Origin of the sequence: Dethiosulfatibacter aminovorans DSM 17477 (assembly GCF_900142005.1) — a bacterium.
Classification (GTDB): Bacteria; Bacillota; Clostridia; order Tissierellales; family Dethiosulfatibacteraceae; genus Dethiosulfatibacter; species Dethiosulfatibacter aminovorans.
Window position 1 is genome coordinate 17,686 of record NZ_FQZL01000032.1, and the last position, 20,604, is coordinate 38,289.

At 41.4% G+C, this 20,604-nt stretch carries 22 protein-coding genes and 2 riboswitches; of the genes, 2 read left to right on the plus strand and 20 right to left on the minus strand.

Annotated features, from left to right (window positions below; all coding sequences use genetic code 11):
* Positions 1 to 81: 81 nt before the first annotated feature.
* The gene (locus BUB05_RS15595) at positions 82 to 546 is read left to right on the plus strand and encodes a hypothetical protein (RefSeq protein ID WP_073050545.1); all 465 of its coding nucleotides are present in this window, start codon (positions 82 to 84) and stop codon (positions 544 to 546) included.
* Between the two features lie 95 nt (positions 547 to 641).
* Here BUB05_RS15595 and BUB05_RS15600 read toward each other — a convergent pair whose 3' ends face one another.
* The 14 genes from BUB05_RS15600 to BUB05_RS15660 form a co-directional block, all read right to left on the minus strand.
* The gene (locus BUB05_RS15600; RefSeq protein WP_073050546.1) at positions 642 to 1,112 is read right to left on the minus strand and encodes a hypothetical protein; all 471 of its coding nucleotides are present in this window, start codon (positions 1,110 to 1,112) and stop codon (positions 642 to 644) included.
* 277 nt (positions 1,113 to 1,389) lie between these two features.
* On the minus strand, positions 1,390 to 1,575 hold the full coding sequence (locus tag BUB05_RS15605) for a hypothetical protein (protein WP_073050547.1): 186 nt from the start codon (positions 1,573 to 1,575) through the stop codon (positions 1,390 to 1,392).
* Between the two features lie 39 nt (positions 1,576 to 1,614).
* Positions 1,615 to 1,785: a hypothetical protein gene (locus BUB05_RS18750; RefSeq protein WP_175548581.1), complete on the minus strand. Its 171-nt coding sequence runs from the start codon at positions 1,783 to 1,785 to the stop codon at positions 1,615 to 1,617.
* Positions 1,786 to 2,167: 382 nt separating this feature from the next.
* The gene (locus BUB05_RS15610; protein WP_073050548.1) at positions 2,168 to 2,617 is read right to left on the minus strand and encodes an MOSC domain-containing protein; all 450 of its coding nucleotides are present in this window, start codon (positions 2,615 to 2,617) and stop codon (positions 2,168 to 2,170) included.
* Positions 2,614 to 3,108 carry a cyclic pyranopterin monophosphate synthase MoaC gene (gene moaC / locus BUB05_RS15615; RefSeq protein WP_073050549.1) on the minus strand — a complete coding sequence of 165 codons (495 nt, stop codon included), beginning with the start codon at positions 3,106 to 3,108 and terminating at the stop codon, positions 2,614 to 2,616. Before moaC ends, BUB05_RS15610 begins: the two co-directional genes overlap by 4 nt.
* Position 3,109: 1 nt before the next feature.
* Positions 3,110 to 4,069, minus strand: a complete 960-nt coding sequence (gene moaA, locus BUB05_RS15620) for a GTP 3',8-cyclase MoaA (protein WP_073050550.1) — start codon at positions 4,067 to 4,069, stop codon at positions 3,110 to 3,112.
* Positions 4,066 to 5,985 (minus strand): molybdopterin biosynthesis protein, encoded by a 1,920-nt coding sequence (locus BUB05_RS15625; RefSeq protein ID WP_073050551.1) that lies wholly within the window; start codon positions 5,983 to 5,985, stop codon positions 4,066 to 4,068. The genes moaA and BUB05_RS15625 overlap by 4 nt, the downstream gene beginning before the upstream one ends.
* 11 nt (positions 5,986 to 5,996) lie before the next feature.
* Positions 5,997 to 7,226: a molybdopterin molybdotransferase MoeA gene (locus BUB05_RS15630; RefSeq protein ID WP_073050552.1), complete on the minus strand. Its 1,230-nt coding sequence runs from the start codon at positions 7,224 to 7,226 to the stop codon at positions 5,997 to 5,999.
* A gap of 89 nt (positions 7,227 to 7,315) precedes the next feature.
* Positions 7,316 to 7,425: riboswitch (molybdenum cofactor riboswitch) on the minus strand.
* Positions 7,426 to 7,610: 185 nt separating this feature from the next.
* The gene (buk, locus tag BUB05_RS15635; RefSeq protein ID WP_073050553.1) at positions 7,611 to 8,672 is read right to left on the minus strand and encodes a butyrate kinase; all 1,062 of its coding nucleotides are present in this window, start codon (positions 8,670 to 8,672) and stop codon (positions 7,611 to 7,613) included.
* Between the two features lie 91 nt (positions 8,673 to 8,763).
* A complete protein-coding gene (gene ptb, locus BUB05_RS15640) occupies positions 8,764 to 9,657 on the minus strand; it encodes a phosphate butyryltransferase (RefSeq protein ID WP_073050554.1) in 894 nt (297 codons plus the stop codon).
* 161 nt (positions 9,658 to 9,818) lie between these two features.
* The gene (locus BUB05_RS15645; protein WP_073050555.1) at positions 9,819 to 10,769 is read right to left on the minus strand and encodes a thiamine pyrophosphate-dependent enzyme; all 951 of its coding nucleotides are present in this window, start codon (positions 10,767 to 10,769) and stop codon (positions 9,819 to 9,821) included.
* A 10-nt stretch (positions 10,770 to 10,779) separates the two neighbouring features.
* Entirely contained in the window at positions 10,780 to 11,961 is a 1,182-nt protein-coding gene (gene porA, locus BUB05_RS15650) for a pyruvate ferredoxin oxidoreductase (RefSeq protein ID WP_073050556.1), read from the minus strand.
* Positions 11,961 to 12,275, minus strand: a complete 315-nt coding sequence (locus tag BUB05_RS15655) for a 4Fe-4S binding protein (RefSeq protein ID WP_073050557.1) — start codon at positions 12,273 to 12,275, stop codon at positions 11,961 to 11,963. Before BUB05_RS15655 ends, porA begins: the two co-directional genes overlap by 1 nt.
* A complete protein-coding gene (locus tag BUB05_RS15660) occupies positions 12,272 to 12,850 on the minus strand; it encodes a 2-oxoacid:acceptor oxidoreductase subunit gamma family protein (RefSeq protein ID WP_073050558.1) in 579 nt (192 codons plus the stop codon). Before BUB05_RS15660 ends, BUB05_RS15655 begins: the two co-directional genes overlap by 4 nt.
* Before the next feature lie 331 nt (positions 12,851 to 13,181).
* Positions 13,182 to 13,265: riboswitch (Fluoride riboswitch) on the plus strand.
* An 80-nt stretch (positions 13,266 to 13,345) separates the two neighbouring features.
* On the opposite strand from BUB05_RS15660, the gene BUB05_RS15665 reads away from it, so the two are divergent.
* Complete coding sequence (locus BUB05_RS15665) at positions 13,346 to 14,533, plus strand: cation:proton antiporter domain-containing protein (RefSeq protein ID WP_073050574.1); 1,188 nt, start codon at positions 13,346 to 13,348, stop codon at positions 14,531 to 14,533.
* 109 nt (positions 14,534 to 14,642) lie between these two features.
* Here BUB05_RS15665 and BUB05_RS15670 read toward each other — a convergent pair whose 3' ends face one another.
* The 6 genes from BUB05_RS15670 to BUB05_RS15695 form a co-directional block, all read right to left on the minus strand.
* Positions 14,643 to 15,425 carry a short-chain-enoyl-CoA hydratase gene (locus BUB05_RS15670; RefSeq protein WP_073050559.1) on the minus strand — a complete coding sequence of 261 codons (783 nt, stop codon included), beginning with the start codon at positions 15,423 to 15,425 and terminating at the stop codon, positions 14,643 to 14,645.
* Between the two features lie 206 nt (positions 15,426 to 15,631).
* Positions 15,632 to 17,173: a sodium:solute symporter family protein gene (locus BUB05_RS15675; protein WP_073050560.1), complete on the minus strand. Its 1,542-nt coding sequence runs from the start codon at positions 17,171 to 17,173 to the stop codon at positions 15,632 to 15,634.
* A gap of 18 nt (positions 17,174 to 17,191) precedes the next feature.
* Positions 17,192 to 17,389 (minus strand): hypothetical protein, encoded by a 198-nt coding sequence (locus BUB05_RS15680; RefSeq protein WP_073050561.1) that lies wholly within the window; start codon positions 17,387 to 17,389, stop codon positions 17,192 to 17,194.
* A 189-nt stretch (positions 17,390 to 17,578) separates the two neighbouring features.
* Positions 17,579 to 19,042, minus strand: a complete 1,464-nt coding sequence (locus BUB05_RS15685; RefSeq protein WP_073050562.1) for a trimethylamine methyltransferase family protein — start codon at positions 19,040 to 19,042, stop codon at positions 17,579 to 17,581.
* A gap of 27 nt (positions 19,043 to 19,069) precedes the next feature.
* Positions 19,070 to 19,708 carry a corrinoid protein gene (locus tag BUB05_RS15690; RefSeq protein WP_073050563.1) on the minus strand — a complete coding sequence of 213 codons (639 nt, stop codon included), beginning with the start codon at positions 19,706 to 19,708 and terminating at the stop codon, positions 19,070 to 19,072.
* A 202-nt stretch (positions 19,709 to 19,910) separates the two neighbouring features.
* Positions 19,911 to 20,552, minus strand: coding sequence for a cobalamin-dependent protein (locus BUB05_RS15695; RefSeq protein ID WP_073050564.1), 642 nt, complete (start codon positions 20,550 to 20,552; stop codon positions 19,911 to 19,913).
* Positions 20,553 to 20,604: the final 52 nt, after the last annotated feature.

Genomic DNA, 20,604 nt, shown 5'->3' on the forward strand with positions numbered 1-20,604 from the left:
TTAATAACTCGGTTAATCAATATTCATTTAACAAAATGATTAAATTCATATTACTAAAATCTATCTTAGAAGGAGGTTGTTATGTACTCAATAACAATAACTGTAATTTTAATCATTTTTTACGGAATATCAAACTGGTTGGTATGGCAAGACCTTAAGGAAAACACATCCTTGCCTCGTGGTTCGTTTCCACGCAAACACGGATTTGCGGTAGGATGGTTTTTGAAGTTTTTAATCTTAGGGGAAATAATATCTCTCTGCATTAATTACGGATGGCTGCATTTAATAATTTTACCGATAGCCTGGTTCTTTGGTGGATGGACTGCAACTCTATTAGAACGAAAAGCATACATGAACCGAATGTTAGAAGAAATAAAAAAAATAAATATGTCTCGGTTAGATTCCGCTTATGACTATAAGTTAACAGTTATGATGCTAGATTTCCCGGAATGGTGGGTATCGTTAATGTCTACCGAGTTTAAAAGAGAACTTTTCAATAAAAGAGAAGAGTTAATGCGACATGGAATAAGGTTGGGTTTTAAGTAAATTGAGGATGAATGCAATGTTCATCCTCTTTGTTTGCCAACAATGCTCTGGTAAGGATTCTTTTACTTGAATATCCCAACACCTCAAAATATTATTTATAGCTCATTGTTTGATACATCATTGCTCTTCAAAGCTTTCTTAGACTTCTCTCTTCTATTCAATCTCATGCTTAGGATTAAGGAATGGCACAAAACAAACAACGATAAAACCGCTTGTATCAAATACGAAAAGAAAAAATCAACCGAAGCACTGTTAATATATGCTCCATATAGTACTAATCCCCGAAATGCACCGTCAAGCAGTAACCACAACACAATAATTATTGATGTAAGTTTAGAAGGTGCCATTATATAGCTAGCGACAAAGACACCAGTTATAACAAGCATAACAATACGACTTCCTTCAATTTGATTTCCAGGAAGAATAAAAGCATATACCCCTGTACAAACCAAGAAACCTAGATAGCCCTTTAATAGCGATAAATCCTTGTCTCTGTTCCTCTTCTCATTAAAATGATAGATAATGAGTATTATCAACAGACTTACTCCGACACTAATTAATACCATGGCAATTCTCCTTTCGATTTGAAATATAATAAAAACCCTGCTCAAATCTGAACAGGGCAATAAAACCTCTACAAAAAATATTTAAATACACCAACCCCAATTCAACATATCCCAATAACTATTTTATCACTTTCCATATCACCCTACAACTACAAATCAACATTTACTTATGAGGTTGTTACTTTTCATTCAACTGTCAAATTATCTTCAACCGAAATTGGCGAAGTGCTGCATTATCCGTTTTTCCAAAATATAAACTAAAACTATATCCATTTTCTCATAACCTAAACTTTTTCCGCTTAAATTCTTCAAGCTTTTCTTTCTTAAGATTCATAAAATGATCTACTGCTTTTTGAGTCAACATATGATCAATCGCTTTGTCTGGTTCCTTGTCAATCTCAACTTCTTCTGTTCTTATTACTTTCCCAGTCTTTAAATCTATTGTTACTTTAACACCTTGCATAATAGGCCCTCCCTTTATAAAAAACAGACCACATCATTTCTATTTTTTCAACTTCTTTAACTGCTCAGCATCAAGGCTTTTCAATCTTTGTATAGTCATTTCAACCAACACTTTGTCGATTCTCTTATCTGGTTCACTTTGAAGTTCGACTTCTCCTATCTTTTTTACCTTTAACGTTTTACGGTCAAGGGTAACTTCAACCCCTCTCATAGTATATCCTCCTTCAATAAAAATTGACCACCAGGACTTAAATGCAAATCCGGTGGTCGTACTCTTATTATACACTATTTTATTTCTTTGAATGTGATTAAAAATATGTCGTAGTAGTCATTTAGTAGTCATTTTGCATTTTTTGTAAATTTTTGACTACATGCCCAACCCATGAAACCGTGCTATATCAATACCGCTATCAATTCAACAAAATTGCCTCAATCAAATTTCAATTAAATTTTCCTTAACAATTTCATATTCCATGAAAATCAGATCATCCAAGCTTGAAGAAAGCTTCCCCAAAGCTTAAACCATACAAGCAATCATTTAAAAACAAAAGGAATTCTTCATTAATCAAAGCAAAAATCCGGAATACCGGATTTTAGTCTTCAAGTACCTCTATAACGTCTCCAGGCTTAATCTTTCCACCCTTCAACACTCTTGTAAATATTCCTTCCAGGGGCATGACGCACTTTCCTACCTGGTTTCTTATGGCACAACCTTCATGACACTCCTTCCCTATTTGTGTCACTTCCATGAGAACATCGCCAATCTTCAGTTTTGTTCCTACAGGCAGTTCGTAAAGTATAATCCCTTCAGTTGTAAGATTTTCTGCAAAAATCCCTCTGCAGTCGTCATAGCCCTTACCTTTGAGCATTTCTTCCATCTTCTTTACACTTTCATTTCCCAGAAGACTTACCTGCCTGTGCCATTTCCCTGCATGAGCATCTCCCTCAAGGCCAAATTCCTCTATGAAGTTTCCTTCATCTATTGTGGTCTTTGTGATTCCTTTCTTGTCGCTAATATTTACAGCTATTATCCTGCCTTTCATTTTCTATCCTCATTTACTTCCCTGTTGAAGTCTCCAGACTTGCCGCCGGATTTCTTCATCAGCTTCACATCGGAAATTATCATGCTTCTGTCTACAGCCTTGCACATGTCGTATATGGTAAGAGCTGCAACAGATACCGCAGTGAGAACTTCCATTTCTATACCGGTTTTTCCTCTTGTTGTTGCCCTGGCACCTATGTGTATGCAATTCTTTTCAACATCGGGCTCGAACTTCATGTCTATTCCGTTCATGAGGATATTGTGGCACATGGGGATTATATCCCATGTTTTTTTTGCTGCCATAATTCCCGCAACCTGTGCCGTTGCAATTACATCTCCCTTTTTATGCTTTCCACCGGTAATCATTTCAAGGGTTTTTCCATCCATGTATATGCAGCCATAAGCTTCTCCTATCCTGAGAGTATCCTCCTTGTCTCCCACATCAACCATTTTAGGTCTTCCATCTTCGTTAATATGCGTCAACTTTTCCATCTCAGCCTCCTATATTGTTCATATCCCTTGTTATGGGCTTGTAGTCCTTGTCGTTAATGTGGTGCGCCTTTGGCTTCATTTCTATCGTATCGACTATTATTTTCTTGATTTCTTCCTTGTCTCCAAGACCTTTCTTCACATCTATCTCCTTGTCTGAATGAAGGCAGGGCTTCAGCTTTCCATCGGCAGTAAGCCTCAATCTGTTGCAGGTGTTGCAGAAATGCTGTGATATTGGATTTATCAATCCTATTGTCCCCTTTGCTCCAGGCATCTTGTATGTCCTGGCCGGAGATCCGTCCTCATTCTCGAGAGGAATCAGATTCTCAAGTCTTTCAAGTACCGTTTCATTTGGTATGAATTTTTCCTTTGACCAGTCAGCCGCATGTCCTATGGGCATCAGTTCAATGAATCTTACATGGATGTCGTGGTTTAGTGTCAATTCCGCAAGGTCTTCTATTTCATCATCGTTGAATCCTCCTATGAGGACAGTGTTGATTTTTATGGGAGTCAATCCGTGATTCAGGGCAGCCTTTATTCCCTCGAGCACCCTTTCTATGTCTCCACCCCTTGTTATTTCCCTAAACTTTTCCACATCCAGTGTATCAAGGCTGATATTCACCCTGTTTAACCCTGCATCCTTGAGTTTCTCTGCATATTCGGCCAGAAGAATTCCGTTGGTTGTCATGGCTATGTCCTTGATTCCCTCAAGCTCGGCGGTTTTCTTCACAAGCCATTCTATGTTTTTCCTTACAAGAGGCTCTCCTCCCGTAATCCTTATCTTGTCGAATCCCATTTCTGCGGATGCTTCAATTATCTGATAGATTTCCTCCAGGGAAAGCATGTCAGGGTGGGTCTTCTTGCAGACTCCCTCCTCAGGCATGCAGTACATGCATCTCAGATTGCATCTGTCAGTTACCGAAACCCTTAAATATCTGATGTTCCTTCCATATGTATCCTTCATATCTTCACCACTTTTCCTGTATTTTCAAAGGTGTACCCTCCAAGCTCCTTCAATTCTTCCTTGAGTTTTCTGGATTTGATTACCTTCAAAAATGTTTTTATTTTCGGATTGTTCATTTCTTCCTTCAGCATTGCAAAGTCGTATTCCTCTTCGGCCAGGGGTATGAAGTCAAGGTTCATGGTTTTCGCTGCAGAATACACACCAAGGCCAACGTCTGCCGTTCCCGAAGAAACCGCTGCAGCCACCGCCATGTGGGTCGTCATTTCCCTTTCATATCCCGTTATATCGTTTCTGTCCATTCCTTCCTGCTTCAACCTGTAGTCTAGAAGCACCCTAGTGCCTGAACCCTTTTGCCTGTTGACAAAGGATACGTCATCCCTTGAAAGGTCCCTCAAAGATTTTATATTCCTGGGATTCCCCTTCTGTACCATGAATCCCTGCGTCCTTCCAAATCCCTTTACAAGAACAACATCAGTCCCTCTCAAATACTTCTGCAGTACGGGAACATTGTAGATCCCGGTTTTCTCGTCGAGAAGGTGGATTGGCGCCAGGTGGCATTCACCCTTTCTCAGTGCCATTATTCCGCCCATGCTTCCCGTATGGGCGGAAGACAGGTCAACCATTGAATCCATCATATGTATATGATTGTTTACTATGTCCATTACCAGGTCGTGGCTTCCTATGGAAACAACCGTATTCTCTATTTTAGAATAGTCCTTCAGCAGTTCTATCTGAACAAGTTCGCTTGCTTCAAAGCCTTCCTTCTCCTTGGGTATTACAAGTATTCCGTCGCATCTAACCAGGGACATTAGCACCCCTGCTCCTCTGTTGAGAGGAGTAGCTATAATCTTGCCTCCAAGTTTTCCCAGCTTCACCCGTACAAATTCCTTGTATTTGTAGGAGGATACAATCCTCTTTGACAGATAGGCCTGTATAACTGCTGGTTTTTCCCTATGAAGACTCATGAATTCCATGATTATTTCCCGGGCAATATTCCTGAACACCATGTATGCCGAAACGGGATATCCGGGAATTCCTATTACAGGCTTTCCTTTTACCTTCCCAAGAATGGCGGGCTTTCCCGGCTTGATTGAAAGGCCGTGGTAGCACACCTCTCCCAGTTCCTCAACTATGCTTTTAGTATAGTCCTCCGTACCGGCTGAAGATCCTGCATTGATGATAGTTATATCGTTTTTCTCAACGGAATCCATTACGGTTTTCTTTATTTCCTCATAGTCGTCCCTTACTACCTGGTACCTTGAAGGGATTGCTCCGCATTCAAGAGTCAATCCTTCAAACATCCTCGAATTGGACTCTATGATGTCGCCCCTTTTAAGTATTGTTCCCGGCTCCACTATTTCCGTCCCTGTTGGGATTATTCCTACTTTCGTCCTTGCATAAACTTGAATCTCGTCGATTCCTCCGTTTATCAATGATGCCAGGTCCACAGGTCTTATCTTATGGTTTGCAGAAACTATCATTTCTCCCGCCACTATATCCTCACCTACAGGCCTTACATGCTGCCAGGGAGATGCCGGTGTCATGATCTGAACCTCTTCTTCGCTTAACTCGTTAAGGTCTTCTATCATTATCACGGCATTGTATTCCCCGTCAATTGGATCTCCCGTGTCAACGACCTTGTAGTCCCTTCCCTTTACCAGGGTCAAGGGTTTACCCTCTCTGGCCCCAAAGGTATTTTCAGATTTCACTGCAATTCCGTCCATAGCCGATGCATTGAAGTTTGGAGATGAATATTTGGCAAAATATGGCCGGGCGGTAACTCTTCCCAGGGAATCCACAACACTTATTGTTTCAACCGGTTTGTTTTCAAGCTCTTCCTCGAACCTTTCAAGATATCCCTTCAGGGCAACCTCAAGGTCTGTATTTTCAAGATATATGTTTCTTTCCTTTTTCATGGCTACCTCCCTCATTCAGTATATACTCTTACGGTATTTCCTTTATTTATTCCTTCAGTCCCGGACTTTATTACTACATATCCTTCACTCCTGGAAAGCTGTGATATCGCTGCAGATTTCTTTATGAGGGGATTGAAAAGGTATTTTCCGTCCCTGTTCTCCAGAGTCCCCATAACATAGGTTTCCTTTCCCGGGGCTCCTGCCAGGCTGTAGGTAAGCTCTGCTTCAACAAAGGACTCAATGGCATCTTCCTTTTCAAGAAGTATCTTGAAAAGCTCCTTGCCGAATATTGTGAATATTATAGACGATGATCCAGGGTGACCGGGCAGTCCTATCAGCGCAGTGTCCCTGGCACAGGACATTATCGTAGGCTTGCCGGGCTTCACTGCCGCTCCGTGTACGAAAAGCCCCGGCTTCCCAAAGCTGTCCAGCACCTCTGCCGTAACATCCTTTATACCTGCCGAACTTCCTCCGGACACTATTACTATGTCCGCCCTGTCTATCCATTTTTCAACTTCATTGTAAAGGCTTCCCTCATCGTCATCGACTATGGTCTTGTGTATCACTTCACCGCCGTATTTTTCAATAAGGGCTCCTACAACAAAGCTGTTGATATCCCTTACCTCGCCGGGCTTTATATCTTCTTCGGGTCTTCTTATCTCGTCACCGGAGGATATGATTACAGTTCTCGGCTTTTTGAATACGGATATCTCTGATACTCCTATGGCACTTAAGGCACCTGTATCGAAGGCTGTAATCTTCCTGCCCTTTTTCACAATCACATCGTCTACGCTTATATCTTCACCGATGTATATAATATTTTCTCCGGGATGCATGGCCATGTTAACGGCAACGGTCTCTTCATCAAGCTTCTCAGTATATTCAATCATGACAACTGCATCGGCACCCTTTGGCAACATTCCCCCTGTGGGAACGTATACACAGGTATTTTCAACTACCTCCGTTTCAGCTTCAGTTCCCATTAGAACCTCCCCTGAAACATCCAGAAATACAGGCATGCTTTCCGAAGCCCCTCTCGTATCCGAAGACATGAGGGCATACCCGTCGACAGTAGATTTGTTGAAGTCCGGAATGTTGACAGAACTCTTGATGTCTTTGGCCGAGTACCTGTCCAGTGCTTCACTTATATGGACAATCTCTGTTCCTATATCAATGTCTCCAAAATATTCCTTCATCATTTCTCTAATTTTATAAGGTTCGTATGCTTTTAGAAATTTCATCATTCCTCCATCCAAGGTGTCCAAAAATTTACTTAAGGCCATTTTACTATTTCTCACAAGACAATTTCATACAAAAAAAAACCGTCCGTTTGGACAGTTATAGTTCTCCTTTCCAAACCGGGAGGCGCAATCTTCACAAATTGCACCCATAGGCTAAGTCCTCTCATTAAGACAATTTAGCTCGGAGTATTTCCATTTTACACCTTTTTTGGCTGTTTATCAATGTTTTTATTGCCAAACCAACGATTACTAAGCAATTGATAAACAAATCCGAATTATTCAATATTCACTTTTGCAAGAAAGGAGCTACGTTTTGACCTTATTAGACTATAAAAAAAGAAAAGCACTCCATACAATGGACATTGTGCTTTTCTGATCGCGATACTAATATACCTTTGCTTCCTCTTCACCTGTCAACACTCTCAAACCGCCTTCAGCCAGTGCTTCAAGCTCATCTTCCCCAGGGAATACAATGATATCGGCAATAAATCCTACCCTTTTTTCTATCCACGACACAAATTCCTTGTCGTAGGCTATTCCGCCGGTAATTACTATGGCATCCACCCTGCCTTCAAGTACTACGGAATAGGCTCCTATGTCCTTTGCCACCTGGTATGCCATTCCTTCATATATGAGTCGGGCATTTTCGTCACCTTTTTCGCACATGCCGCTGATGGCTCTGGCATCGTTGGTTCCAAGATATGCAGTTAGACCGCCGCTTCCCTTTATCATCTTCTTGACTTCATCAATGCCTGCCTCTCCTGAGAATGACAGTTTTACAAGATCACCTGAAGGCAACGTGCCGCTTCTTTCAGGAGAATATGGCCCCTCTCCGTCAAGGGCATTGTTTACATCAATGATTCTTCCTGCCTTGTGGGCCCCTACGGATATTCCTCCGCCAAGATGGGCAACTACAAGATTAACTTCTTCATATTTCCTGCCCAGTTCCCTGGCAGCCCTTCTGCCTACTGCCTTCTGATTAAGAGCATGGAAGATGCTCTTCCTTTCAAACCTTGGATGTCCTGCCAGCCTTGATATCGGCTCCATTTCATCAACCACGACAGGGTCCACAATGAATGACGGCAGATTCTCTTCACCGGCAATTTCATGTGCAAGGACTCCCCCAAGATTTGATGCATGCTCTCCCCTGGATGCGGACTTAAGGTCTTCAAGCATTTCAGGCGAAACTGCATATGTTCCTCCGGCTATGGGTTTCAGAAGTCCTCCTCTTCCCACTACTGCCGCAAGATCCTTCACCTCAATGTCGTTTTCCTTCAATGCATCCAGAATTATATTCTTTCTAAATTCAAATTCGTCTATTATCTTTTCATACTTGCCGAGTTCCTCCACCGAATGCCTCAATGTTTTTTCGAATATCATGCTTGTATTGTCAAAAACCGCAATCTTCGTGGAAGTGGAACCTGGGTTAATCACCAGTTGCTTCATCAATTATGCTCCTCCGCACTTGTTTTTCATTAAGCTTCCTTAGCTTCAATGTAAAAAGTATACTGTACTTCTTAAAATTCTCTCTATATTTTTATGAATGTATTGCAGCAAGTGCTATGGAATTTAGCTTTGCCTCTTCGGAATCAGCCCTTGAAGTCAACACTATTGGAGCCGCCGCTCCAAGAATAACACCTGCAGATTCAGAATTGGACATGAAGGACAGCGCCTTGTAGAGGATGTTTCCCGCCTCAATGTTAGGCATCAGAAGGATATCTGCATCTCCTGCAACTTCATGGTCTATTCCCTTGTGAATGGCCGCTTCCTTTGATATTGCATTATCAAGAGCAAAAGGTCCTCCTACGATACATCCCTTGATCTGTCCTTCCTCGTTGAGCTTAACAAGTTCACCTGCATCTACCGTATGGATCATGGCAGGATTCACCTTTTCCTTGGCGCATACCACCGCACACTTTGGATTGTCTATTCCTAGAGAGTGTGCAAATTCAACTGAATTCTCGAGTATTTCCCTTTTCTTGTCAAGGTCCGGTGCAATATTCATTGCCGCATCGGTAATTATCAACATCTTGTGGTATTTTTCAGCAAAGAAAACGGCTACATGACTCAGCGTCTTCCCGGTCCTCAGTCCCACTTCCTTGTCGAGAACGGCCTTCAGCAGGATTGACGTGTCAACCATTCCCTTCATCAGGAAATCCGCCTTTTTGGAGCTTACAAGTTCCACTGCCTTAAGGGATGCATCCTTTATATCCTCAACATCAATGACCTCTACACCATCAAGCTCAAATCCTATTTCCTCGGATATCTTTCTTATTTCATCTTCCCTACCTACAAGTATGGGCTTGACTATCCCCTTTTCCACTGCAGCCTTTACCGCCATAAGCACTCCCTTGTCGTTTGCCGCTGCAACGGACAGGGTTTTTTTCCCCTTGGACTTCACATGTTCAATAACTTCATTAAAATCTTTCACACTACACCTCTCATAACCCGATTTATAAAGAAAAAGGAGCCTGAACTCCTTTTCATATTACATTATATCATACTTTATTGCCATACTACATCTGTATATTATAGCTGCAGAAAATTATTTGACGCCTCTATCTTCCTTTAACAACAGCTGTGAAGCTGACGCTAAATAGCCACTCTACTTGCTTCACCACATTTCTGAAGAAGTTCTTCCCACTTCCTGTCGACTTCAGCCTGGAATTCTTCTATCATCCATTCATTCCCTTTCTGGAAAAGATGCTTGAACCTGCCCTGGGGCTTGAGGAATTCCTCTATCGGAAGCTTGTTCTTGGGCTTGTAGTTAAGTGTATATACTCCGTTCTCAACTTCAAACATTGGCCAGAAGCATGTTTCCACTGCAAGCTTCGTGATTTCCATAAGCTTTGGCGTGTCGTATCTCCATCCCCTGGGGCAAGGTGCCATTACGTTCATGAATGCAGCTCCCTCGGTATATATCGCCTTTTTAGCCTTTACATGAAGGTCTTTCATATTTCCCATGAATGTTGTCTGCGCCACGTATGGTATGTTGTGGGCTATCATAATGTCAGTAAGGTTTTTCTTGTTCTGCTGTTTTCCTGGAACAGCCGTTCCTGCAGGTGAAGTTGTAGTGTCTGCAAATCTTGATGTACCTGAAGATCTTTGGATTCCAGTATTCATGTATGCTTCGTTGTCATAGCATACGTAGGTGATGTCGTGGCCTCTTTCCATTGCTCCGGACAGCGACTGGAATCCTATATCGTAAGTTCCCCCGTCTCCACCGAATGCTATTGTCTTGAATGTGCTCTTGACCTTTCCTCTTTTCTTAAGGGCCAGATATGTCGCCGCCACACCGCTGGCGCTTGCTCCTGCATTCTCAAATGCACTGTGGAGCCATGAATCTTCCCAGGCAGTGTATGGGTATGGGAATGTAGCTGCCTCAAGACATCCGGTTGCATTCACAATCGCCGCCTTGTCATCCTCTTCAAGAGCCCTTAGCACTGTTCTAACCACTACGGGTGCTCCACATCCTGCACACATTCTATGTCCGCCTGAAAAACGTTCAGGTTTGTTCATTTCTTCCTTAAAATTATATTTCATCAGCTCACCCCTATCCTCTTACACCATGATATCTATATGTCTCCAGCTCTTGTCCGGAATCCATGCCGGACTTCAACTCTCCAAATACAGCCATTACATCTTCAGGTTTGAAGTCTCTTCCACCAAGTCCATAAATATAATTGACCATGAACGGTTTGTCCTTCATGTTGCACATGGATGCACAAATGTCGGCAAATACCGGTCCGCCAATGCCGGAAAGTCCTTCCGCCCTGTCCATTACTGCAACTATTTTTGCATTCTTGAGTTCCTTTGCTATTTCAATTGCAGGGAAAGGTCTGTATACTCTTATCTTTACAAGGCCGACTTTTTCCCCCTTTGCTCTCAGTTCATTCACTGCATATTTAGCAGTTCCCGCTGAAGAACCTATGATAACCATTATTCTTTCTGCATCTTCTGTTTTGTAAGACTCTATGATGTCGTATTTTCTGCCGGATATCTTGTAGAATTCTTCCTGTACGTCCTTGATTACATCCTTTGCATTCATCATTGCCTGAGCCTGCTGCCTCTTGTGCTCAAGCAGGAATTTAGGCGAATCGTATGGACCGAATGATGCCGTTGTGGTTTCGTCAAGCATATAGTCGATAGGCTCATAGTATCCTACAAAATCACTTACCGTTTCATCATCCAATAATTCAATGTTTTCCAGGGAATGACTTGTGATGAATCCGTCCTGGTTGGTCATGACAGGCAGTCTTACATCCACATGCTCTCCGATTCTTGTGCTCATGATGAAGTTGTCATAGGCTTCCTGGGCATTTTCGGCATATATTTGAATCCATCCCGTATCCTTTGCTCCCATGGAATCACTGTAATCGCAATTTATGTTTATAGGTCCTGTAATGGCTCTGTTGACAGCCGCCAGGGATACCGGAAGCCTCAGTGCCGACGCTATATGAAGCATTTCATTCATGAGAGCCATACCATTTGATGATGTTGCAGTTGCAACTCTTCCGCCTGCAACCGAAGCACCGATGCAGGCCGACATGGAACTGTGCTCGGACTCAACAGGGACAAACTGTGTATCAACTTCTCCATTGTTCACATATTGTGAAAAATACTGTGGTATTTCCGTAGATGGAGTTATTGGAAAGGCTGCTACAACATCCAGATTCATCTGCTTCATTGCATATGCTACAGCTTCGTTTCCTGACAATCTATCTTTAATGTTCATTATTCTTCCCCCTTTACATCATCTACAAATTCTATTGCATCGAAAGGACAAACCTCTACGCAGATTCCACATCCCTTGCAATGATCGTAATCAAAATCAAGTCTTTTACTGTCCTTGACAGGTATTGAAGAATCAGGACATACAGGTACGCAAAGCAGGCACTGCTTGCACTTGTCTTCAATGAATACAGGTTTTTTTACTCTCCAATCTCCTGTATTGAACTGTTTTGCCGATGCTCCTCCCTTTATGGTTCCTGCAACAGTTATATCCTGCCACTTTACGTTTTCATTTATATCAATTTTTCCCTGTTTCATATTCCTTGTACCTCCTCGAAGGATCTTTCAAGTATTTCCATGTTTCCTGCAACAACCTGGGGTTTTGTAGCAAACTTGTGTTTCAAGGAATCCTCCATGTTTCCCATGAATTTATCCTTTTCCATCAATCCCGACAATTTTATTAAAGCTGCAAGCATAGCCATGTTGGGGAAATTCTTGCCCAGGATTTCTTCCGATATTTTCCTTGCATCGATTGTACATATCTTTCCTTCATATCCATTGAGGAATCCTGCAACTTCTTGGGGGGTCTTGTGTGTATTGACAAGAATGCCTCCCTCCAGCGAAAGTCCCGCAGTAACATCGACGCTGCTCAAGAGAGTATCGTCAAACAAGGCTACAAAATCCGGCTCATAGATGTTTGAATGCACCATTATGGGATCATCGCTGATTCTGTCATATGCAGTAACCGGCGCTCCCATGCGTTCAGGGCCATATTCGGGAAATCCCTTGACATACTTGCCTGTAGTAAATGCCACATCCGCAAGAAGCAAAGCCGCCGTCTTGACACCCTGTCCACCTCTTCCATGCCATCTGAATTTCATCTCACTACTCATCCATTTCTCCTTTATAATTTAATTTTTATTGAATCGACAGATTTTTATCCGCTATTACCGCACATCATTCGCAATACCAAATATACCTAAAAGTTTCGAGCCGATATCAGCCTCAACTTTACATCATGCGCCAATGTCGAACGCCATCCTTATAAATTACATTATATCACAAATCCAGGCAAATATTAAATACAATTTTGTTGAACCACAATATTTTTGCATATAAAAGCTCAGGTACTCCGCCACAAAAGTCACTCATTCATATTGACATATATATTTCAATATGATAGATTTATCTGGAAAGATACAGCAAAATCGAATTGGACAGACAATAATATAAGGCGATGGAGTTCGCCAGGCAAGAAAACATAACAAGATTGCCTAACCGCCAAGTGCTAATGACTCCTGTTGACTTCTTTTTGTCGACAGGATTTTTTTGTAGGAAAAATACTAACAAGGAGATGCATGATATCACTCACGTCATGCGAAAACAAAATGGCTACAAGTTTAGGGATAATAATCGTACTGGGTTTGCTGGCAAACCTCATTTTTACAAAGTTGAATTTGCCGGGACTATTGGGAATGCTCCTTCTAGGAATAGCAATAGGCCCCTATGCACTGGACATGCTTGATCCGAACCTCTTGGAGGTATCTGCAGACTTCAGGCTCATTGCACTCATAATAATACTCTTGAGGGCAGGTCTTGGCATAAGCAGGGAAAATCTGAACAAGGTAGGAAAGACAGCCCTCAAAATGAGCTGCATACCCGGCCTGATGGAAGGCTTCACCATAGCATTCATAGCACAATATATCCTGGGGCTTTCCTTCATCGAGGGAGGCATCTTGGGCTTCATAATTGAAGCCGTATCTCCGGCTGTAGTGGTGCCATCCATGCTCTATTTTACGGACAGGAAGATAGGAACAAAAAAAGGCATACCGACCTTGATTATCGCCAGTGCATCTATTGACGATGTATTTGCGATAACAATATTTACAACCTTTCTGGGTCTGTACAGCGGAAACCATGTGAACATTGGAGTACAGATACTGTCAATACCTCTATCCATAGTCCTTGGAATAGTAATGGGTTTGATGATAGGTCTGATTCTTGTAAAGGTGTTTACAAACTACCACATAAGAGATACGAAAAAGGTCCTTGTTATCCTTGGATGCGCCATCCTTCTCAAGGCCATTGAAGAGCTTCTGAAAAGCAGGGTGGAGGTTGCCGCCCTTCTGGGGGTCATGGTAATAGGATTCATAATACTTGAAAAGATTCCTGAAGTTGCCAAAAGGCTGTCGGCCAAGTTCAACAAGATATGGATACTTGCAGAAATTCTCCTCTTCGTACTTGTGGGAGCCCAAGTCAATATAGGCGTAGCCTTCAACTCAGGCCTCAAGGGTCTAATTATCATTGCAATAGGCCTTGTTGCAAGGAGTCTTGGAGTGGTTCTTTCAACACTGGGCACCGACCTTAATTTCAAGGAAAGGCTCTTCTGTGTCGTTTCATATACTCCGAAGGCCACGGTTCAGGCAGCCATAGGCGCCATACCCCTTGCAATGGGTGTTAAGTCAGGAGAGCTCATACTGGCAATCGCAGTTCTTTCAATAATAACTACCGCCCCTCTTGGTGCCATAGGCATAAGGGCCACATCAAAAGGTCTGGAAGTTGAAGGCATGGAATAGTACTGCATACATAAAAATGACAAATATTTGTTATAAAAAAGAGATTCCCGAATTTGGAATCTCTTTTTTGAAATTACTTTCATTTGCACCTTAATAAAGGCTTACGAATTTATTTCTGCCCGAAATCAGGCTTTCTTTTTTCTACGAATGCTGTCATTCCTTCTGTTTGCTCTTCAGAAGCAAAGCAAAGGCCGAAGATGTCCTTCTCTATATACATTCCTGTTTCTATATCTGTTTCATATCCTCTGTTTATGGCACTCTTTGCATACTTGACAGCCATTGGACTGTTTGCAAGTATCTGATTTGCCATTTCCATAGCCTTGTCCATAAGCTCTTCCTGTGGTACAACCGCGTTCGCCAAACCGATTTTCTCAGCTTCCTCGGCACTTATCATCTTGGCTGTAAAGATAAGCTCCTTTGCCTTTCCTGTACCAACAAGTCTTGGAAGTCTTTGTGTTCCTGCAAATCCAGGTGTTATGCCGAGGCCTACCTCAGGCTGTCCGAATTTAGCCTTTTCACCTGCTATCCTGATGTCACAAGACATGGAAAGTTCACATCCGCCACCAAGTGCAAAACCGTTAACTGCTGCAATAACAGGCTTTTCCATCAGCTCTATTTCTCTGAACACTTCCATTGCCATGCCTGCAAATGTCCTTGCCTCTTCCGGTGTCTTGTCCTTCATTTCAACTATATCCGCTCCTGCTACAAAGGACCTACCTTCACCCGTCACTATCAGAACCTTTACTTCCGGGTCATTCTTAATTTCCTTCACTACCTGTGCGAGTTCACATATAGTCTCAGTATTCAAGGCATTTAGAGCCTTGGGTCTGTTGATTTTCAGAACTCCTATATTATTCTGCTTTTCAAAAACAATATTGTTGTAATTAGACATGCTATCCTCCTGTTAATTTGATTTGTTAATTATTATACACTACATTCTACTACTATGTACTTGCATTGTCCATAAAATAAAGCAATATTCAAATTATTTAATATATTTGTATATATTTATTGACAATATTATAAATTCCCATCACACAAACCTGACTAAAAAAAAGCATGGCATCTATAAGATGCCCTGCGATTTTATCATTTATTTCAAGCACTAACTTCCTGTTCATCAACTTCATAGTACATGTTTTCACCTTGTTCAAGAGCTTCGTAGAAGCTTTGGGATTCTTTTGAATCCTGACTTGTAGCAAGACTGACTACCACCATGAGAACCGTTGATGCAAGCATTCCAATCGCTCCATACCATGTATATCCTATTCCCCATACAAAGTATGTCATAAGTACAACTATAGTACCTACAATTGCCGAAATAAGCGCTGCCTGCTTGGTTGCCTTTTTCCAGTATATTCCGAATACGAGAATCGGGAACAACGGCATTACTATAGCGATGGAGAACATGATCATCGTAAATATAAGTTGAGGAGGGTTTATGGCAATCAATGTTCCTGCAATACCTATTGCAGCTATTACGCATCTGTTTACTATTACCTGTTTCTCCGGTGCAACCTTTATCTTGAAGGTATTCTTGATGATATCTTCAGATACTATGGACGATGCAACACTGAGGAATGCATTTGCAGTTGAAAGTCCGACTGCCGTTGCTCCAACAAAGAAACCGATCATCAATACTACTGCAAGGTCTGCATTATACGCCAATACAAAATTATTGATCATATACGGTATAATCAATTCCGTATCGCCTGTTGGAAGTCCCGGAGCCAGCGCTATTCCTACAAGACCAATAAGCATTGTTCCAGTCCATACAAATGCCTGGAGAGCAGGTGTAAGGTACGAAAGAGTTCTCTGTGTTTTAAGATTGTCTCCAAAATATCCTGATCTTACAAATACGTGAGGAAGCATAATGGTCCAACCTATTGCACAGGCAAAGGGATATCCAAATCTTCCACTGTATGGTACCCAGCCATCAGGTCCAGGATATGAGAAGAATGAAGCCGTATTGACCTTTATGGCGGAAACTGCATCAGATAATGATCCACCAAATCCAACTACGAGGCATGCTATTACTATAGCCCAAAGACCGCCTATAAATAAAAGTCCTTGGATAGTATCTGCAGTTGCAGCGGATTTAACTCCACCAATCGTTACAAATACAGTCATTATCAATCCTACTGCTATTACAACCATTGTATAGCTCATCTCCCCGCCGGTTGCAATGTTGGCAGCCTTGGCAATTGCCACTAGAACCGATGCAATATAGGGAAATGACGCTCCCAGGAATATGATTCCAAGTACAGTTCTTAGGGCAGGGCTCTTGAATCTTTCATAATAAAAGTCTGCAGGAGTTGTGAAATTTCTGATTTTATTAATAACCCATACCTTGTTCATTGTAAAATGACAAATTATTGGAAATAGTGCAATATAACTCATTTCAGACAACCAGTAACCCATGCCGCCTCTGTAATATGCTCCTGGTCCTGCAAAGAAAACCCATGTACTCATAAGGGATGCAATATAAGTCATAACCAGTATAGGCCATGGTATACTTGCAGTCAGTAGATTTTCAGAACCCGATTCTCTTCTTTCCTTCATTGTTACATACATTGCAATGCCAATAAGAAAGCACATATACAAAGCAAACGCAATCCAAATCGTTGATGATTTTAACATATCTATCCTCCGGAAATATTATTTTTTTAATTTGTAAATTTTATATACTCTGCCAAGTCCTACATAAACTGATATCCAAATAGGTATAATTGTCAGTCCAGCATGGAGAAACATTGCTCTCGAATCACCATATGCAGGTACATAAGGCAGGTTGTAGAGAAGATAAAAAGCAGTAACAACCAATAACCAGATTTTTTCCGTTTTTGTTATTTTCATAAAAACATCCTCCTTTTTGGGATACAAATATCCTCAATATTATTAAGTTGAATAATTTCGCAATTTGCTGCTTAAACGTTTTCACAAACGTTTTGAGATAATGTACCGATACATTCATTGAAAATATTGATTTTAAGAAAAGTAAAAGGGGAGAATAAATATTCTGCACTCCCCTTTACAAGTCGTGTCTTACAGTGTTGCAGTTTCCTTTACAAGTGCCTTGTGGGCTGTTTCAAGAACTTCCTTGACCGCTGCAGCCTTATCAGCGTCCAGCGAATAAGCTGCAGGATTCTTCATAAGCTTATAGTACTTATCTCTTGCAGAATCTTGAAGAGTCTTGCTTCCGTTCTCCTGCCACTTGGCAAGTCCGCCTCTATTAAACATGTCAGGTCTGTGTGCCTCTTCAAAGTGCCTCATAGTATGCTCGCTCATTATAAATCCTGGATTTTTATCCACTTCGTTCATAATCTCATCCCAATTCAAGGTCTCATCATTAATGTCAAGACCAGTTCTAAGTCTTTGGGCTATACCAAATATTTCATTGTCGATTATAAGTTGTACCGGGCTGATAGTCTTTGCAGTCTCCAACTGTCCAGCTCCACCGAGTACTGAAGCGTCAGACATTGCCATGGCATGTATAAGCGATGTTCTTTCAATCATATTCTGCTCATCAATAGCAAGACTGTCTGTTCCTGTTCCATAAGAATGCGCCCTAATATTGTAACCTTGCTCAAACAGCTGCATGCACATAAGTCTAGCCATTGTAATTTCAGTGTTTGATTGAAGAGTATATGTAGTCATCATATCCATTGAGAACAATAAGGTTGTAGCTATCACAGGAAGACCCGGTGACAATAACTGAAGCATTACTATCATCGCAAACACTTCCGCCGCAGACATGAATGCAGTACCTTGGGCTGTTACAGGCGTATTCGCTCCTGCCGTTGGAAGAGAACAAGGCTGTACGGGAAGACCTGCCTTTGCACATCTGTAAAGTATTTCCGCATCCATCCACTTGTAGTTCAAGCATGATACGGAACAAGCTATGAAGCTTACTATGGGCTTTTCCCTTAACTTATCCAATCCGCCTACTGCCGCTGCCGCCATGTCGATAAGATATTTAACATTTTCGCCTTCATATGGTTGAAGCCATATATGCTTTTCAGCCAGATTCAATGCTCTTTCAAGAGTATATACATCTACTGCATCTCCAGGAACTTCTTCTCCAGAAGTCGATGGCAGCGTGAAGTAGTCTATATTTTCCATCTGATTCGCCAAATGATACCATTCATCAACTTCCGACAGCTTTGTGAAGTGAGTGTCACCATCTATCGTCATGTAGTTCGGTGCACCTGTATTCGTTCTTGTATAGAACTTACCTTCAGGGTGGGGGAATTTAAGATCCCTTTTACCCGATGGCGAATAAAGTGTAAATTCCTTTGGAATAGATGCCACAGCCTTATCAATAAGTTCCTTTGTAAACTTAAGCTCTTTTTTATCCATATCGACTATACAACCAAGGTCTGAAAGCTCTTGAAGCATTTCATCATGATCAAGATGAATTCCCCTTTTTATAAGAAGCTCTTCCATTCTGCTCTTCATATGGTTGAGCTCTTCTTTAGTCATAACATCGTATTTGATTCTACCTTTCATAACTACCTCCCATTTATTTTAATTGATTTATTTGTTTACTACGTAATTTTTGGCCCATCTTGCAGCATCTGCAGCATCTGCAGTAAATGCGTCGGCACCGATCTTGTCAGCCCATTCCTGTGTTACGGGAGCTCCGCCAACCATTACCTTTACTTTATCTCTAAGTCCTTTTTCTTCAAGAGCCTTTATAATTCTTCCCTGCTCATTCATAGTCGTAGTCAATAGTGCAGAAAGACCAATTACATCAGGATTGTACTTTTCGATTGCATCTATATATTTATCCGCTCCACAGTCATTGCCCAGATCAATAACCTCAAGTCCCGAACTCTTCATCATAAGTCCAACAAGATTCTTGCCTATGTCATGCAGGTCTCCTTTAACAGTTGCAATAACAGCCGTTCCAATAGGCTTATTTCCGCTTGCTGTCAACATTGGTTGAATAATCTCAACACTTGTGTTCATTGCTTTAGCCGACATAAGTACGTTAGGTACAAAGACTTCTGCCCTTGCGAACCTTTCACCTACTTCGTTTATTCCCGGCATCAGTCCATCATTCAATATCGATACTGCATCGATACCTTCTTCTACGGCACTCTCCACCTTTGCTTGTGTTCCAGCAATATTTCCTGCTATAACTAATTCTGAAATTTCATTAAGAATTGACATATTACATCCTCCAAATATAATAAAAATTTATAATAAAAGAATTTAAACAACCAACAAACCGAGTTGAAAGTATTTGGTATGGAACAGATTTGAGCAGTAAACACATGTTTACTATTTTGTTGTAACTGCCGGTTGTTCATAGCATAATCCTTGATAATCAACCCTCTCTTGACAATCAAATCAATGCTACTCGTCAGTATATTTAAATTCTAATATTCTCCATTAACCTGATAGCCTTGTCCTTCGCATCAATTGCATCTTCTGCGAATACAACTTTGATTTCACTAGCATATCTATCCGTAATCGGTGCTCCTCCAATAAGAATGTAAACCGGCCAACCAAAATCCGTTTCATTGATGGTTTTGATAATATTTTTCATATTGTCCATAACGGTTGTCAGCATTGCAGAAAGAGCCACTATGGAGGCTTTGTTATCCCTGATCGCTTTGATGAACTCATCTTTGGCCACATTGGTTCCCAAGTCAACAACATTGAAACAAGAAGCCTGGAGCATTAGGGAAACCAGTCCTTTACCTATGTTGTGCACATCCCCTTCTACTGTACCAATAATTATGGTACCGTTAAGAGGAATAGCTCCACCGCAAACAAAGGGTTGTAGAAACTCAATGCTGGAATTCATAGCTCTTGCAGACATGAGTATTTGAGGAACAAACTTCTCCTCTTTTTCAAAATGGTCATTGAGCATATTCATACCCTTGCTCAGCCCGTCATTGATAATCTCATTGGCGTCATAACCCATATCAATGAGTTCCTGGCACAGGCCTACTGATTTTTGTGTATCTCCATTTAATATGCTTCTTGCTAATTCATTCAACAAATTCATCGTTCACCTCATAGTTCCAGATAAAGAATGTTAATAAAATAACTATCTCGCT